The 16,487-nt window shown below is 50.5% G+C and carries 16 protein-coding genes; 4 read left to right on the top strand and 12 right to left on the bottom strand.

All coding sequences use genetic code 11. The annotated features are described in order from the left end of the window. Positions 1 to 11: 11 nt before the first annotated feature. The 4 genes from OGY67_RS01890 to apbC form a co-directional block, all read right to left on the bottom strand. Positions 12 to 695 carry a fimbria/pilus periplasmic chaperone gene (locus tag OGY67_RS01890; protein ID WP_213752576.1) on the bottom strand — a complete coding sequence of 228 codons (684 nt, stop codon included), beginning with the start codon at positions 693 to 695 and terminating at the stop codon, positions 12 to 14. Positions 696 to 742: 47 nt separating this feature from the next. Continuing rightward, complete coding sequence (locus OGY67_RS01885; protein WP_213752575.1) at positions 743 to 1,297, bottom strand: fimbrial protein; 555 nt, start codon at positions 1,295 to 1,297, stop codon at positions 743 to 745. Between the two features lie 277 nt (positions 1,298 to 1,574). Continuing rightward, on the bottom strand, positions 1,575 to 1,856 hold the full coding sequence (locus OGY67_RS01880) for a DUF2574 family protein (RefSeq protein ID WP_085047890.1): 282 nt from the start codon (positions 1,854 to 1,856) through the stop codon (positions 1,575 to 1,577). 265 nt (positions 1,857 to 2,121) lie between these two features. Next, the gene (gene apbC, locus OGY67_RS01875) at positions 2,122 to 3,231 is read right to left on the bottom strand and encodes an iron-sulfur cluster carrier protein ApbC (RefSeq protein ID WP_213752574.1); all 1,110 of its coding nucleotides are present in this window, start codon (positions 3,229 to 3,231) and stop codon (positions 2,122 to 2,124) included. Positions 3,232 to 3,395: 164 nt separating this feature from the next. Between apbC and metG the strand changes: the two genes are divergently transcribed. Next, entirely contained in the window at positions 3,396 to 5,429 is a 2,034-nt protein-coding gene (metG, locus tag OGY67_RS01870) for a methionine--tRNA ligase (protein ID WP_286573234.1), read from the top strand. A gap of 205 nt (positions 5,430 to 5,634) precedes the next feature. Then, on the top strand, positions 5,635 to 6,093 hold the full coding sequence (locus OGY67_RS01865; protein ID WP_071444692.1) for a YehR family lipoprotein: 459 nt from the start codon (positions 5,635 to 5,637) through the stop codon (positions 6,091 to 6,093). Positions 6,094 to 6,133: 40 nt separating this feature from the next. Here OGY67_RS01865 and OGY67_RS01860 read toward each other — a convergent pair whose 3' ends face one another. From OGY67_RS01860 to OGY67_RS01850, 3 genes are read right to left on the bottom strand one after another with little or no spacing between them, the layout of a single operon-like run. Next, positions 6,134 to 6,604, bottom strand: coding sequence for a YehS family protein (locus tag OGY67_RS01860; RefSeq protein ID WP_003834454.1), 471 nt, complete (start codon positions 6,602 to 6,604; stop codon positions 6,134 to 6,136). 46 nt (positions 6,605 to 6,650) lie between these two features. After that, positions 6,651 to 7,370 (bottom strand): two-component system response regulator BtsR, encoded by a 720-nt coding sequence (btsR, locus tag OGY67_RS01855; RefSeq protein ID WP_003840155.1) that lies wholly within the window; start codon positions 7,368 to 7,370, stop codon positions 6,651 to 6,653. Further along, positions 7,367 to 9,052 (bottom strand): sensor histidine kinase, encoded by a 1,686-nt coding sequence (locus OGY67_RS01850; RefSeq protein ID WP_003834458.1) that lies wholly within the window; start codon positions 9,050 to 9,052, stop codon positions 7,367 to 7,369. Before OGY67_RS01850 ends, btsR begins: the two co-directional genes overlap by 4 nt. Before the next feature lie 225 nt (positions 9,053 to 9,277). On the opposite strand from OGY67_RS01850, the gene mlrA reads away from it, so the two are divergent. Further along, positions 9,278 to 10,009 (top strand): HTH-type transcriptional regulator MlrA, encoded by a 732-nt coding sequence (gene mlrA / locus OGY67_RS01845; RefSeq protein WP_286573232.1) that lies wholly within the window; start codon positions 9,278 to 9,280, stop codon positions 10,007 to 10,009. Positions 10,010 to 10,060: 51 nt separating this feature from the next. Continuing rightward, the gene (locus tag OGY67_RS01840) at positions 10,061 to 10,168 is read left to right on the top strand and encodes a protein YohO (protein WP_003027354.1); all 108 of its coding nucleotides are present in this window, start codon (positions 10,061 to 10,063) and stop codon (positions 10,166 to 10,168) included. On the opposite strand, the gene OGY67_RS01835 is transcribed toward OGY67_RS01840, so the two are convergent. The 5 genes from OGY67_RS01835 to bglX form a co-directional block, all read right to left on the bottom strand. Then, complete coding sequence (locus tag OGY67_RS01835; RefSeq protein WP_048234924.1) at positions 10,149 to 10,880, bottom strand: ABC transporter permease; 732 nt, start codon at positions 10,878 to 10,880, stop codon at positions 10,149 to 10,151. The two genes, OGY67_RS01840 and OGY67_RS01835, sit on opposite strands and share 20 nt — an antisense overlap. Further along, entirely contained in the window at positions 10,864 to 11,811 is a 948-nt protein-coding gene (locus OGY67_RS01830) for an ABC transporter ATP-binding protein (RefSeq protein ID WP_213752571.1), read from the bottom strand. The genes OGY67_RS01835 and OGY67_RS01830 overlap by 17 nt, the downstream gene beginning before the upstream one ends. Then, a complete protein-coding gene (locus tag OGY67_RS01825; RefSeq protein ID WP_286573224.1) occupies positions 11,804 to 12,970 on the bottom strand; it encodes an ABC transporter permease in 1,167 nt (388 codons plus the stop codon). The genes OGY67_RS01830 and OGY67_RS01825 overlap by 8 nt, the downstream gene beginning before the upstream one ends. Before the next feature lie 15 nt (positions 12,971 to 12,985). Continuing rightward, complete coding sequence (osmF, locus tag OGY67_RS01820) at positions 12,986 to 13,903, bottom strand: glycine betaine ABC transporter substrate-binding protein OsmF (protein WP_103014210.1); 918 nt, start codon at positions 13,901 to 13,903, stop codon at positions 12,986 to 12,988. Between the two features lie 233 nt (positions 13,904 to 14,136). After that, on the bottom strand, positions 14,137 to 16,434 hold the full coding sequence (bglX, locus tag OGY67_RS01815; protein ID WP_286573222.1) for a beta-glucosidase BglX: 2,298 nt from the start codon (positions 16,432 to 16,434) through the stop codon (positions 14,137 to 14,139). Positions 16,435 to 16,487 lie beyond the last annotated feature (53 nt).

Below are 16,487 nucleotides of genomic sequence, written 5' to 3'. Positions count from 1 at the left end.
ATCAGCTCCTGTTATTTCAAGCTGACGCTATCACTTATAAAGCTGCCATAATCATTGATAATGGTTAATTTATATTGGTTAGCGTTACTACTTTTAACCATGACGGGTTCACTAGAGAATGGTGCGACCATCACTGATTTATCATTTATTTTCACACTGCCAACTTTTATCTCAGCTACCGTAACCCAATTAGCATTGTCATTTTTTATGACAAAAGTCTTACCATTGCGTACCAAAACTATTTTTTTGAAAGTCGCACTATTAACTGGTGCAATACCTGACGGACGGTAAAATAATTTAATACGATTCTGCATCGCAAACTTTATAACATTCTTGCCAGCATTTGCTGGGTTATTAGGCGGAATATCCAGTACATTAAGATAAAACAGGCTCTCTTTATTTTTCGGCAACGTATTGGGCATTTTTTTGATTTTGAGCTGTTGACCTGAATTGCCCGGCACCCTGACCACTGGAGGCGTTAATAAAAAGGGAACCTGAATCTTCTCTGGCGGTAATGATGTATTACCATCATCGATCCAGGCCTGAACCAGAGAGGCATTTTGTTCCTGGTTCATTAACTGCAGCGTTATTTCACTTTTTTCCGCGGGGTAAATAACTCTTGTGCCATAAATCACTATCCCTGCATGAACTGGTGTAACAACTGATAATGTGATTACCGCACATAGCATCTTCATTTTTCATTCCTTATTTTATGCCGGCAACCAAGGTTGCCGGCATAACATTATTCCTGGATGACCATCAGTTTTACAGTTCCGTTTACCTTACCCTCAGAAACGTTAGTTGCTGATTTTGCATACCGCGCAGAAAGAAGCAACTCATATTTATTATCGCCTAATGATTTAAGATCAGAAATAGCAAGCGTTGAGTTTCCGTCTTTTTCAATTAACTTATTTTTATGGTATAATTTAAAACCAACACCGGTAGCACCACCAGATCCCTGAGCCACGGTGTTTTCGATAACATCATTATAATCGAAAGCAGCACCATCAACTTTAATAATTACATCTTTGTTTGGATCGCATACCAAAATCATTGGTGTTGTCGCTTCATTTTCGCCAAATGGAACATCAACGCCAACATCGTAACCTTGAAATGCCGAAGCAGGTACATTTCCTAATTCAATTGCAGAAACATTATTCCCATTATCGAATCGACAAGCGGTACCTGTTACTTCGCCAGTAATTGTCAAAGTTCCTTGTTCCTCTGCAGGAGCAGCAAAAGCCCCACCACTCAAAAATACGCCAGCCAATACAGCAGCAATAATTGAACGATTCATAGTATCTTCCTTAATCAATATATTTAGATTTGTTACTCGGTGTTATTCCTGTAACTAGAATCTACACGCTTAAATCGTTACCGCAATGTAAACGGAATGTTTTTTTGATTTAAGACAAGTTACTCAATGCAATATAATTACAACAAATAGTCAGGAACCAATCTTATTTACAAAATTAATAAGTTAACGTAATTTACCATTCATATTTATTTTCAAGATAAATAAAAAAGCCCACATCATTCATGAGAGTGATGTGGGCTATATGAAAGAGAGTATTCTAGTCGTAGCGGTTGAGGATAATTTGACGATTATCGCTGCCCGGAACAGCGACCAGTTCCGTTGTTACTCCCCTCACCACCGATGAAACAGTTTGTTCGGTACTGGAAACGTGGGTGGTGTTGCCGCAGCGCTGTTGAAGCTGAGCATTTACCACTTCGGTACTGCAGGTCGGCGCGACAACGTTGCCGCTAATAGTTAAGGTTGCGGTATCTGTTCCCAATGCGGGAAGACTTAATCCATAAGCCAGAACTATAATTCCCAGCGACAAAGTTTTTTTCATCTAAACGTCATTCCTGTATTAAGCCCGATTTAACATGCAGGGTAGTTATTTAGCGTAATAATAGGTGCGCTACCACGCGAAAACCAATTGAAATACTAAATCAATAGGATAGGCATGATCAATTTAAATGATGAATATCGGATTTAATTCAGAAAAAAACATGTTTTATTAAGACAGGGTAAACAATGCTCTATTTTTTCTTCATCTTATATATTCACCGCATCAATATATCATTGATGCGGTGAATAATTTTTAACGCCAGAAATTACACCGCGCGGAAGGCAATCTCGCCCGGAATAACTTCACCCTGCCAGTACAGCTGCGCTGCTACGCGCCCTGCAAGGTCACGGTAAATGGTGGTAAATTCGCTATCAGGACGGCTAATCACCGTCGGCGTACCACGATCGAGGTCCTCACGCAGAGAAATATGCAGTGGCATCTGTCCCAGCAGTTGAGTGTGATACTGCTCAGCCAACTTCTGTGCCCCACCGGTACCAAAGATCGGTTCATGGTGACCGCAGTTGCTGCAAATATGCATACTCATATTCTCAACAATACCCAGTACCGGCACTTCGACTTTTTCGAACATCACGATGCCCTTTTTTGCATCGATCAGCGCGATGTCCTGCGGCGTAGTGACAACAACTGCGCCCGTTACCGGAATGTTCTGCGCCAGCGTCAGCTGGATGTCACCGGTGCCCGGCGGCATATCCAGTACCAGATAATCAAGATCCGGCCATAAGGTTTCCTGCAACATCTGCAGCAGCGCTTTGCTGGCCATCGGGCCGCGCCATACCATCGCGTTATCGTCAGTGACCAGATAACCAATGGAGTTCGTTGCCAGACCATGAGACATGATCGGTGCCATGTGGGTACCATCTGGCGAGGTTGGACGCTGGTTTTCCGCGCCAAGCATTGTCGGGATAGACGGACCATAAATATCGGCGTCCAGAATCCCTACCTTCGCCCCTTCTGCAGCCAGCGCCAGCGCCAGGTTCACGGCGGTAGAGGATTTACCCACGCCACCTTTACCTGAACTGACGGCGATGATGTTTTTCACACCATTAATACCCGGCTGGTTTTTCACGCGTTTCAGCGTCGCGATGTTATGCGACAGTTTCCAGTCGATCGCTTTCGCACCGGTAATACGCAGCAGATCGGCGCTACATTGCTCTTTTAAGTCCTCAAACGCGCTATGCCAGACAAACGGCATGACCAGCTCAACGTGCAACGTGTCATCCATCCAGGCGACGTGGTGCAACGCTTTAAGCGTCGTCAGATTATGCTTCAGGGTTGAATGCTGAAAATTCGCCAGCGTCCCGGCAACCATGGCGCGCAGGGTCTCTGGTGATTTGGCCTGGGATTGTGCGTTCATCCCGACTCCTTTTTGTTGTTCTGAATATACAATAGTCACCAGGTAGTTTACTCCAACCGCAACAATTATTCATTTACGGATAAATGCCCTTATCGCTTGGCGCAGTAATTACCATTTTGGTACTATCAAAGCCCTTTTCACTACAAAAGAAGTAATTGCCCACTATGACTCAAGTCGCGAAGAAAATTCTGGTAACGTGCGCGCTGCCGTACGCCAACGGCTCAATCCACCTCGGCCATATGCTGGAGCACATCCAGGCTGATGTCTGGGTCCGTTACCAGCGAATGCGCGGCCACCAGGTTAACTTCATCTGCGCGGACGACGCACACGGTACGCCAATCATGCTGAAAGCACAGCAGCTTGGGATCACGCCAGAGCAGATGATCGGTGAAATGAGTCAGGAGCATCAGACTGATTTTGCAGGTTTTGACATCAGCTATGACAACTACCACTCGACGCACAGCGAAGAGAACCGTGAGTTGTCTGAGCTGATTTATACTCGCCTGAAAGAGAACGGTTTTATTAAGAACCGCACAATCTCCCAGCTTTACGATCCGGAAAAAGGCATGTTCCTGCCGGACCGTTTCGTTAAAGGCACCTGCCCGAAATGTAAGTCTCCGGATCAGTACGGCGATAACTGTGAAGTCTGCGGCGCAACCTACAGCCCGACCGAACTTATCGAGCCGAAATCCGTCGTGTCTGGCGCAACGCCGGTGATGCGTGACTCCGAACACTTCTTCTTTGATCTGCCGTCATTCAGCGAAATGCTGCAGGCGTGGACGCGCAGCGGCGCGTTACAGGAGCAGGTCGCCAACAAAATGCAGGAATGGTTCGAATCCGGCCTGCAACAGTGGGATATCTCTCGCGATTCCCCGTACTTCGGTTTTGAAATCCCGAATGCGCCTGGCAAGTACTTCTATGTCTGGCTGGACGCGCCAATTGGCTATATGGGTTCATTCAAAAACCTGTGCGATAAGCGCGGTGACACCACCAGTTTTGACGAGTACTGGAAGAAAGATTCTGACGCCGAGCTGTATCACTTCATCGGTAAGGATATCGTTTACTTCCACAGCCTGTTCTGGCCTGCCATGCTGGAAGGCAGCAACTTCCGTAAGCCGACCAACCTGTTTGTACACGGTTATGTGACGGTGAACGGCGCGAAGATGTCCAAATCTCGCGGCACCTTCATTAAGGCCAGCACCTGGCTGAAGCACTTCGATGCCGACAGCCTGCGCTACTACTACACCGCGAAGCTTTCTTCACGTATTGATGACATCGACCTGAACCTGGAAGACTTTGTCCAGCGCGTTAACGCCGATATCGTCAACAAAGTAGTCAACCTGGCATCCCGTAACGCCGGCTTTATTGCTAAGCGTTTTGACGGCATTCTGGCGGCTGAGCTGGCCGACCCGGCGCTGTATAAAACCTTCACCGACGCCGCAGCGGTGATTGGCGAAGCATGGGAAAGCCGTGAATTTGGTAAAGCTATCCGTGAAATCATGGCGCTGGCCGACGTGGCAAACCGCTACGTTGACGAACAGGCACCGTGGGTCGTGGCTAAACAGGAAGGCCGCGATGCCGACCTGCAGGCGATCTGCTCCATGGGTATCAACCTGTTCCGCGTGCTGATGACTTACCTGAAACCGGTTCTGCCAACGCTTGCTGAACGTGTTGAAGCTTTCCTGAACAGCGAACTGAGCTGGGATGCCATTGAGCAGCCACTGCTCGGCCACAAGGTCAACACCTTTAAAGCGCTGTACAATCGCATCGACATGAAACAAGTTGAAGCGCTGGTTGAGGCGTCGAAAGAAGAAGTGAAAGCAGCTGCTGCACCGGTTACAGGCCCGCTGGCTGATGACCCGATTCAGGAAACCATCACCTTTGACGATTTCGCCAAAGTTGACCTGCGTGTAGCACTGATTGAAAACGCCGAGTTCGTGGAAGGTTCCGACAAACTGCTGCGTCTGACGCTGGATCTCGGTGGTGAGAAACGTAACGTCTTCTCTGGTATTCGTTCTGCGTATCCAGATCCGCAGATCCTGATTGGCCGCCAGACCATTATGGTTGCCAACCTGGCACCACGTAAGATGCGCTTCGGCATTTCCGAAGGGATGGTGATGGCCGCAGGTCCTGGCGGGAAAGATATCTTCCTGTTAAGCCCGGACGAAGGTGCAAAACCAGGCCAACAGGTGAAGTAAATCAAACATCTCAAGCGCTGCAACCGCAGCGCTTTTTTTTGCTACGCAAGTGCTTCCTCTAATCTTAACCCCTGCTCCATTTTCGGACTGCTTCGTTGTTAATATTAGATTTATTCTATACTGCTCTGGTATCAAGGTAGTCCGGGCTCACCAGATTCGTGGACGTTATTATTTAACATCCGATATTCATGAAATGGAGTTTTACATGAAAGCGTTACAAAAATTATTTTCTCTCGCCGTGGCATCGATTGTGGTTTTTTCCCTGGCGGGATGTGGTGATAAAGAAGAGACAAAAACATTCAATGCCAACATTAATGGTTCTGATATCACCGTCTCTTACACCTATAAAGGTGATAAGGTCCTGAAGCAAATCTCCGAAAGTAAAATTAGCTATGCGTCAGTCGGTGCCAGCAATAAAGAGGAAGCAGCAAAAGTATTCGACGCATTAAGCGCCAAATATCAGAACATTCCTGGCATAGAAGAAAAACTCACCTATTCAGATACCTACGCGCAAGAAAATGTCACTATCGATATGGAAAAAGTTGATATAAAAGCGTTGCAGGCCATTTCAGGGATGAAGCTATCTGAAAACGCCGATAAAAACATCAGCATGAAGCAAATGCAAACGGTAATGGAATCGGCTGGTTTTAAAGAAGTGAAGTAAACCATTGGCGACCCTATGTTAATCGGGTCGCCCATTTTTTTTATGGCTTCGCGTTATGTACCCGTGATGTCAAACCACGCAGAAAATAACGCAGGAACTGATCGCCGCATTCGCGATAGTTCTTATGATCAGGTGCACGCATCATGGCGGTAATTTCCGGCATCGACACACGGAATTTCTGCTCGGTCATAATAGCCAGAATATCGTCGGTTTTCAGCGAAAAGGCGATACGCAGCTTTTTCAGCACAGTATTGTTATTAACACGACGCTCCAGCGCCAGTTCCGGTGCAGAATCATCTTTACCACGCAGATGATAAATCAGGCCGTTTAAAAAACCGGAGAGAATGATATCCGGGCAACGAACAAACCCAGCCTCATCTTCTTTTGTCATCCAGGTATCGAAACCTGCGGAGGTGGATTCCATGTCAGCAAGCGCAAGAATACGCACCATGTCGTTATTGTTCGCTTTCAGGGTGTAGCGCAGGCTACGAAGAATATCGTTACTTAGCATAGAGCCTTCAACTGTCGGTGATGCAATGGCGCGCAGTGTATCAGTTTTACAGTCCAATCGCCTCTTTTAGACTTTTAAGATAACGACGACTCACCGGAACGGTCAGTCCGTTACGCAAAATCAGTTCCGCCTGACCGTTGTCTTCCAGACGGATCTCCTGCAATTGCGCCATATTTACCAGATATTGCCGATGGCAACGCAGAAGAGGAGTACGGCTCTCCAGCGTCCTGAGCGTCAACTCAGTGAAGCCTTCTTTGCCATCGCTGCTCGTCACATACACACCACTCATGCGACTGCTGATAAACGCCACATCATCCATTTGCAGCAAATAAATCCGGCTATGGCCGCTGCACGGAATAAACTTCAGCGCCTGCTGATTTTCTGGCAGCAGTGATACATCCTGCTTAGTGCGCTCCTGACGCAAACGGATCAGCGTTTTTTCCAGCCGTGCTTCTTCAATCGGCTTGAGCAGATAATCAAACGCATGTTCTTCGAAGGCTTTCACCGCATACTCATCAAAGGCGGTCAGAAAAACAATGTACGGACGATGCTCGGGATCAAGCATGCCAACCATTTCCAGGCCGCTGATTCGCGGCATCTGAATATCAAGGAACAGAACATCCGGACGCAATTTATGCACCGCGCCAATGGCTTCCACCGCATTCGAACATTCACCGACAATCTCGATGTCGCTTTGCTCTTGCAACAGGATCCGCAGATTCTCCCGGGCTAACGGTTCGTCATCGACAATCAGCACTTTGATCATGCCAGTTCCTCCAGAGGAAGTCGTAAAGTGATTCGAGTAAAGCGGTCAGGTTCACACGCTACGCTGATGCCAAAATCATCGCCAAACCGCTCACGCAGTCGTTTATCGACCAGATTCATACCCAGTCCACTGGCTTCTGAGGTTGGCTGATACAGCCCGGCATTGTCTTCGATATCCAGCATCAGATATTGCCCTTCGCGACGGGCGGTGATCGATACTTCACCGGTATCCAGTAACTGAGAAGTACCGTGTTTAATGGCATTCTCCACGATGGGTTGCAGAGTAAAGGCGGGTAATTGCTGATGCGAAAGTTCTTCTGGCACCGTCAAGGTCACCTGAAGACGCGACTGGAATCGTGCCTTCTCAATTTGCAGATAAGCATTAACGTGTTCAATTTCATCGGCCAGCGTCACAATTTCCGACGGGCGTTTTAAATTTTTACGAAAGAACGTCGACAGATACTGCACCAGTTGGCTGGCCTGCTCGCTATCGCGGCGGATTACAGCTTTGATGGTGTTGAGTGCATTAAACAGAAAATGGGGATTGACCTGGGCGTGCAGGAGTTTTATTTCCGACTGCGTGAGCATCGCTTTTTGCCGCTCATACTGCCCGGCCAGAATCTGTGCCGAAAGCAGTTGGGCGATCCCTTCCCCCAGCGTACGGTTGATCGAACTAAAGAGGCGGTTTTTGGCTTCATACAGTTTGATGGTCCCCATTACCCGCTGGTTTTCACCTCGCAGAGGGATCACCAGCGTCGAGCCTAATTTGCATTGCGGGTGCAAAGAGCAACGGTAAGGAACTTCATTCCCATCGGCATACACCACCTCTCCGGTTTCAATCGCGCGTTGGGTATATGACGATGAAATAGGTTTGCCGGGTAGATGGTGATCGTCACCAATACCGGTAAACGCCAGCAGTTTCTCACGATCGGTAATCGCCACCGCACCGATATCCAGCTCTTCATACAGCACCTGAGCAACCTTCATGCTGTTAACCTCGTTGAACCCCTGGCGTAAAATACCTTCTGTTGAGGCGGCAACTTTGAGTGCTGTGGCGGAAAAAGCGGAGGTATATTTTTCAAACATCGCCCGTTTATCGAGCAAAATACGCATAAACAAGGCGGCGCCCACGGTATTGGTTACCATCATAGGCGCGGCAATATTGCTGACCAACCGAAACGCATCGTCAAACGGACGGGCAATTAATAAGATGATCAGCATCTGCACCAGTTCGGCGACAAAGGTAATCGCCCCCGCAGTCAGCGGACTAAAGACTTTATCGGTACGACCACGACGGGTGAGCACGCTGTGCACCAACCCGCCGAGCAACCCTTCCACAATGGTCGAGATCATGCAGCTAAGCGCAGTCATCCCACCCATCGAATAACGATGCAAACCGCCGGTAAGACCAACTAAACCACCGACCACAGGGCCGCCAAGCAGCCCGCCCATCACCGCGCCTATAGCGCGAGTGTTGGCAATAGAATCATCAATGTGCAGCCCGAAATAGGTACCTAAAATGCAGAAAATGGAAAAAGTAACATAGCAAAGCAGTTTGTGCGGGAGTCGGATAGTCACCTGCATCAGCGGGATAAACAAACGCGTTTTGCTCATGAGCCACGCGATAACGAGGAACACACACATCTGCTGAAGCAGCAGCAACACCAGATTAAACTCGTACATACCCGCCAACCACACATCACTTAAAAGCGCGTAACATACATGGGCTGCGTGTAACTTTCTTTGAAGTGTTGCAAAAAAAGACGAATTTGTGAGAACGATCACTCGAAAGCGCGAGCATGGTTACAAAATCACCCATTCATAGATCAAAAAACAGACAAAACTACCTGGTTCGCAAAAGAGCGTCTAAAGTAAAACTGGGACCTCGCGAGCAAGAGTGAGACGACGATGGCGCTTTACACAATAGGTGAAGTGGCTTTGCTTTGTGATATCAACCCTGTCACTTTACGCGCGTGGCAGAGGCGTTACGGATTACTTAAACCGCAGCGGACAGACGGCGGGCATCGCCTGTTTAACGATGCGGATATCGACCGGATCCGCGAGATAAAACGCTGGATAAACAACGGTGTTCAGGTCAGCAAGGTTAAAATGTTGCTCAGCAATGAGAGCATTGATGTGCATAACGGTTGGCGTGAACAACAAGAGACGCTGTTGAGCTATTTGCAAAGTAATAATCTGCATAGTCTCAGACTTTGGATCAAAGAGCGTGGCCAGGATTATCCCGCACAAACGCTCAATACCCATTTGTTCATTCCGTTACGCCGACGTCTGCAATGCCAACAGCCGATCCTGCAGGCGTTACTGGGGATCCTCGACGGCGTACTGATCAACTACATCGCGATTTGTCTGGCCTCAGCACGTAAGAAACAGGGGAAAGATGCTCTGGTGGTTGGCTGGAACATTCAGGATACGACCCGTTTATGGCTGGAAGGTTGGGTCGCCAGCCAGCAGGGATGGCGCATTGACGTCCTTGCCCATTCGCTGAACCAACTGCGACCGGAGCTGTTTGAAGGTCGAACCTTACTCGTCTGGTGCGGCGAGAGCCAAACGCCCGCACAGCAGCAACAGTTGAACGAATGGCGCGCGTTGGGTCACGATATTTATCCACTCGGCATTTAATATTCTATTAACAAACGTGTACAATCCTTGAATTCATATAAGGAGTGCATAATGAGCGCAGCTAAAATCGGTGTCATTACCCTCTTCCTGCTGATGGCCATCGGCGGTATCGGCGGTGTCATGCTGGCAGGCTATACCTTTATTTTACGTGCCGGGTAAGATGCCTCGCTAATTTCTCAAACCCGCGGTCAACAATTACCGCCGCCAGCGCGACCAGCAGCGCTCCTTGAATCACATAGGCGGTATTGAACCCACTCAGCCCGATAATAATCGGCGTACCCAGCGTGTTCGCCCCAACGGTTGAGGCGATGGTTGCGGTGCCGATATTAATAATCACCGACGTGCGAATCCCGGCCAGAATCACCGGGGCCGCCAGCGGCAACTCGACTTTACGCAGCCGCTGCCCCTGACTCATGCCCATTCCGCTGGCAATATCCATCACGCTGGGTGAAATTCCGCCGAGTCCCGCCAGTGTTGCCTGCAAGATCGGTAATACGCCATACAGGATCAACGCGATAATTGCCGGTTCAGGACCAAATCCCATCACCGGTACAGCTATCGCCAACACCGCAACTGGCGGAAAGGTCTGCCCCACGGCGGCGATGGTTTCCACCATCGGCCGGAATTCCGCGCCCCAGGGCCGGGTTACCGCTATACCGGCCCCGGTGCCAATAAGAACAGCAATCAGGCTTGAAATCCCCACCAGGCCAAAATGGCTCAGTGCCAGCGCCGCAAAACTTTCCTGCTGATACACGGGACGCGGTAGCGCCGGAAATAGCGCACTGAACAAGGCCTGACTATGAGGCAACCCAACTAACAGGACCAGAAACAGGACAATAAGCCATAACAACGGATCAGCAAGACGTTTCACGGGTCGGCATCTCCGAAAGCAAATCACGAAAATGAAGCGTCCCGCAGGACAACCCCTGCGGGGTCACGACCGGCAAGACGTCGCAACCACGCGCTACGAACATCGACAACGCATCACGCAGCGTCATTTCATCTACCAACGGTTCACCGGCTGTGTGTTCACCGCGACGGATAAAATCCCCTACCGTGCGAAGCGACAGCAGACGTACGCCCAGTTCACTACGGCCAAAGAATGTTTGCACGAATTCGTTCGCCGGTGCTGTCAGCATCGACAGCGGCGTGCCTTGCTGCACTACCTTTCCTGCATCCATAAGAACCAGATGCTCCGCCAGCCTTAGCGCCTCGTCGATATCATGCGTCACCAGCACAATGGTACGCCCGAGCAGACGATGAATACGCGTCATCTCCTGCTGCAGCGCACCGCGGGTGACCGGATCCAGCGCGCCAAAAGGCTCATCCATCAGCAGTACCTGCGGATCTGCCGCCAGGGCACGCGCCACTCCGACCCGTTGCTGTTGCCCGCCAGACAGCTGATGCGGGTAACGATGGCGCAAACTTTCCTCAAGACCCAGCAGCGCCATCAGTTCGTCTGTTCGGTCATCAATACGTGAACGCGACCACTTTTGTAGCTGCGGCACCGTGGCGATGTTCTGCGCGACGGTCCAGTGGGGAAACAAGCCAATAGACTGAATCGCGTATCCCATGCGCCGCCTTAACTCCAGCACCGGTAGGCTGCGGATCTCTTCCCCGGCAAAGCGAATCTGTCCGCTGTCATGTTCAACCAGCCGATTGATCATTTTCAGCGTGGTGGATTTCCCGGAACCTGACGTGCCAATTAACACCGAAAAGCTGCCCTCCCCCAACCGCAGATTAAGGTCGTCAACGGCTTTTTGCTGGCCATAGGTTTTACTGACATGGCGAAATTCAATCATTATTCGATACCTCTAGCAGCGCGAGCCCTAAATCAAACAGCGCATCAATCAATACCGCCAGTACCACAACCGGGATCACGCCCAGCAACACTAAATCGACGGCGCTACTGAGCAATCCCTGAAAGACCAGCGCGCCAAATCCCCCTGCGCCAATCAGCGCAGCAATCACCGCCATTCCCACCGTTTGCACCATCACTACCCGTAAACTGCGCAAGAAGACCGGCAATGCCAGCGGGAACTGCACTGAGACAAACCGCTGGAAAGTGTTCATCCCCATCGCTCGGGCGCTTTCCAGTACATCCTGCGGCACCTGATTCAACCCAGCCACAACGCCACGTACCAGCGGTAACAGCGCATACAGCACTAACGCAATAAGCGCAGGCGTCTGGCCGGTTCCGGCGACGCCGAGCGAACCCAACAAAGGAAAGTGCTTCACCAACCCGGCAAGGGGCGCAATTAACAGGCCAAACAGCGCGACTGAGGGAATGGTTTGGATGATATTCAGTACCGCAAAAACCGGCCCCTGACGGGAGACAGAGAAAGCACACCAGATGCCCAACGGCACACCAATAAGCAGCGCGGGCACCACGGTAGCGAACAGAATTGTCAGATGCTGCGCCAGGGCGTCGTTGAAGACATCCTGGCGGTTGGCATATTCTTTAAGCAGGGAAAGATCGTTAAACGTGCCGGAGAACAAAAGCACCAGCGGAAAAATAAACATTTGCGCGTGCAACAGCCAACGCCATGATGCCAGCTCGGTTATGCGACGAATGGCGTCACTGGCGGCCAGCAGCATCAGTCCTAGCCCCAACCAGAACCCGCTGCCCAGGCTGGTTCTGGCCAGTGGACTTCCCGTCTGGGCCAGATACGTTGCCGTTGTTCCTGCGGTTACCAGCGCTGCAATAACCAGCAACTGGCTAATAACAAGCGTCAATATATTGCCGGGCTTTCCCGGTACAAAGCACAGAAGAAACAGCAGCGAACAGGCTACTGCCAATCCCCACGCCATGTCGGGCCGGATATCCCAGAGTTGGCGCCCCTCACCGGAGACCAGGCGATTAGGCGCATAGCTAATGAAAGGCAGCGCTGCCGCCGCGAAGGTAAGAAGTACCAGTAACAACAGCACCCGATTAACTGAAATCTTTGACAAAACACCCACCTGCTGCAAACTCCGTTACTTCACCCATCCTTTTTGCTTCAGGTAGTCTGCTGCAACTTTTTTCGCATCCAGCCCCTCCACGGCAATACTGGCATTCAGCTGCTGCAACGTTTTTTCATCCAGGCTGGCAAAAACCGGTTGTAGCCATTCTCCCATTTGCGGGTAGTCTTTCAGCACCGATTCACGTACGACGGGTGCTGGCGCATAAATGGGTTGGACACCTTTGGGATCGCTTAAAGTTTGCAGACCAAGCGCCGCAACCGGGCCATCGGTGCCATAAGCCATCGCCGCATTGACTCCAGAAGTCTGCTGCGCCGCTGCTTTAATCGTCACCGCGGTATCTCCCCCAGCTAGCGACAACAGCTGATTTTGATTCAGTTTGAAATCATAGGCTTTTTCAAACGCAGGCAACGCGTCAGCCCGTTCGATAAATTCAGCAGAGGCAGCAAGTTTGAATGTTCCCCCGTCTTTCAGGTAGCGGCCTAAATCAGCAAGGGACTCAAGCTTGTTCTTTTGCGCGACATCCTGGCGTACCGCAATGGTCCAGGTATTATTGGCGGGTGCAGGTGTTAGCCAGACCAGCTTATTTTGCTCTGCATCCAGCTTTTTCACTTTCTCGAAACCGGCCTGCGCATTTTTCCACGCGGGATCATTTTCATCTTTAAAAAAGAATGCGCCATTACCGGTATATTCCGGATAAATATCCAGCTCACCGGAGGTGATTGCCCCACGCACTACTGGGGTGGTGCCCAGCTGTACTTTATTGACAGTTTTCACGCCATGGCTTTCGAGCACCTGCAAAATAATGTTGCCGAGCAGCGCCCCTTCGGTATCTATTTTTGAACCAACCGTGACGGGTGACGCGGCCTGTAAGGGTAGGCTGATCGCGGCTAACAGCGCCAGCGAACCCACCGATACTTTTGAGATTATCATGCTGTACTCCTCATCCTTTTGCGGCCCTTTTCAGAGACTTGAGGAAAAAGCATAGTCGAAAAATCAAGCCTTAACCTGGCAATTGGGTGGTAACGCTGAGAGTTATTAGCGGTAAGGCGATAATAAAATAAAAAAAAATCCGGCAAACCCAATATGAATTTGCCGGATGATACGACTTTGTCAGCCTGATAAGCGTAGGGCCATCAGGCATGCTGCATGACTTTATTCATCTATTACAGCAGTTCAAATTCGCCCTGCTTCACTCTGGCGGAATCCACGCCGATGAAAACGTTAAATTTGCCAGGCTCTGCATCGTATTTCATCTGCTGGTTCCAGAATTTGAGCGCTTCAATATCAATCGGGAAGCTGACGGTCTGGGTTTCACCTGGCTTAAGATTCACTTTTTCAAAACCTTTCAGCTGTTTTACCGGACGACTCATGGAGGCGGTCACATCCTGTAAATACATCTGAATCACCGTTGCACCTTCGCGTTTGCCGGTGTTGGTCACCTGCACGCTGGCCGTCACGGTTCCGTCACGCTTCATCGTCGGAGAAGAGAGCTTCACATCAGAAACCGTAAACGTGGTGTAGCTCAGGCCATAACCAAAGGGATACAACGGACCATTGGCTTCATCAAAGTAGCGCGACGTGTACTTGTTCGGCTTATCGGCGTTATACGGACGACCGGTATTGAGATGGCTGTAATAGACCGGGATCTGTCCAACAGAGCGCGGGAAAGACATCGGCAGCTTGCCTGACGGATTGTAATCACCAAACAGCGCATCGGCGATGGCGTTACCGCCCTCCGTCCCGGCAAACCAGGTTTCGAGGATCGCATCGGCTTGTTGATCTTCCTTCACCAGCGCCAGCGGACGACCGTTCATCAACACCAGAACCAACGGTTTACCCGTGGCTTTCAACGCGGCAATCAGGTCACGCTGACTTTGTGGAATGGTGATATCGGTGCGGCTGGAGGCTTCATGCGCCATGCCCTGCGCCTCACCGACTACCGCGACAACCACATCAGATTGCTTCGCGGCGTTAACGGCTTCATCGATCATCGCCTGCGGCGAACGCGGGTCAACCTTTACCGCTTCTTCATACAAGTTGAGGAAATCGACAATGCCTTTGTCGTTAGTGATATTCGCCCCTTTGGCGTACAGCACTTTGCCCTGTTCGCCGACGGCATTTTTAATCCCCGTCAGCACCGTTACCGACTGATCGGCAACACCGGCGGCGGACCAACTGCCCATCACATCACGCTTGCTGTCGGCCAGCGGACCGACAACCGCCACGGTGGCGGATTTTTTCAGCGGCAACGTTTCCAGACGGTTTTTCAGCAGCACCAGGCTTTCGCGCGCCACTTCACGCGCCTCTTTGCGATGCAAACGGCTTTCTGCGTTGGTGTCCTGTGGGTCAGATTCTTTGGCCCCCAGATGGCTGTACGGATCGTTAAACAACCCCATATCATATTTCACGTTCAGCACATGACGCGCGGCGTCGTCCAACTCCGCCATCGTCACTTTACCGGATTTAATCAAGCCCGGCAGATATTTGCTGTAATACTCATCGCTCATACTCATGTTGATGCCGGACTTGATCGCCACACGCACCGCATCTTCAGGATCGGAGGCGGTACCGTGCTTAATCAGTTCCTTAATCGCGCCGTGATCGGAAACGGTAATCCCCTTAAAGCCCCACTCATCACGCAGCACGTCTTTTAGCAGCCAGGCATCTGAGGTTGCAGGCGTACCGTTCAGCGAATTAAGACCCACCATCACCGCACCGCTACCGGCGTCCAGCCCGGCTTTATACGGCGGCATATAGTCGTTGAACAGGCGCTGTGGGCTCATATCGACGGTGTTATATTCCTTGCCACCTTCAACCGCGCCATAGGCGGCGAAGTGCTTGACGCTGGTCATCACCGAATAGCGGTCAGCCGGGCTTTTCCCCTGCATCGCTTCCACCATGGTTTTACCCATCGTAGCCGTTAAATACGTGTCTTCACCAAAACCTTCTGAAGCACGGCCCCAGCGCGGATCGCGAGAGACATCGACCATTGGCGCCCAGGTCATATTCAGACCATCATCGGCAGCTTCATACGCGGAAATACGGCCAACGGTTCTGACCGCATCGAGATTAAAAGAGGACGCCAGGCCGAGACTTATCGGGAACACGGTACGCTGGCCGTGCAATACGTCGTAGGCAAAAAAGAGAGGAATTTTCAGGCGGCTGAGCTCCATCACCTGATCCTGCATTTTGCGGATATCCTGGCGCGTGACGGTGTTAAAAATTGCCCCAACCTGCCCGTCTTTGATCATCTCGCGGATGGCTTCTTTCGGGTTATCAGGCCCGACGCTTATCAAGCGTAGTTGCCCAATTTTCTCATCCACGGTCATCTGTTTAAGTAAATCGGTAACGAATGCATCCCGCGCTTCTGGCGTCAGAGGATGGTTACCAAACAGCGTGTCCGCCAGCGCTGGTTGCAACGCCAGACTCACCGCGACACCTACAGAACATAGCCATTTCATGTTGATTCTCTCTTTATTTTTTCCCGACGAGGCAGCGAAAATATAACAAAAAC

The sequence above is a fragment of the Citrobacter sp. Cpo015 genome (assembly GCF_030333035.1).
GTDB classification, from domain to species: domain Bacteria; phylum Pseudomonadota; class Gammaproteobacteria; order Enterobacterales; family Enterobacteriaceae; genus Citrobacter; species Citrobacter portucalensis.
This window is presented reverse-complemented; position numbering and strand designations above follow the sequence as displayed.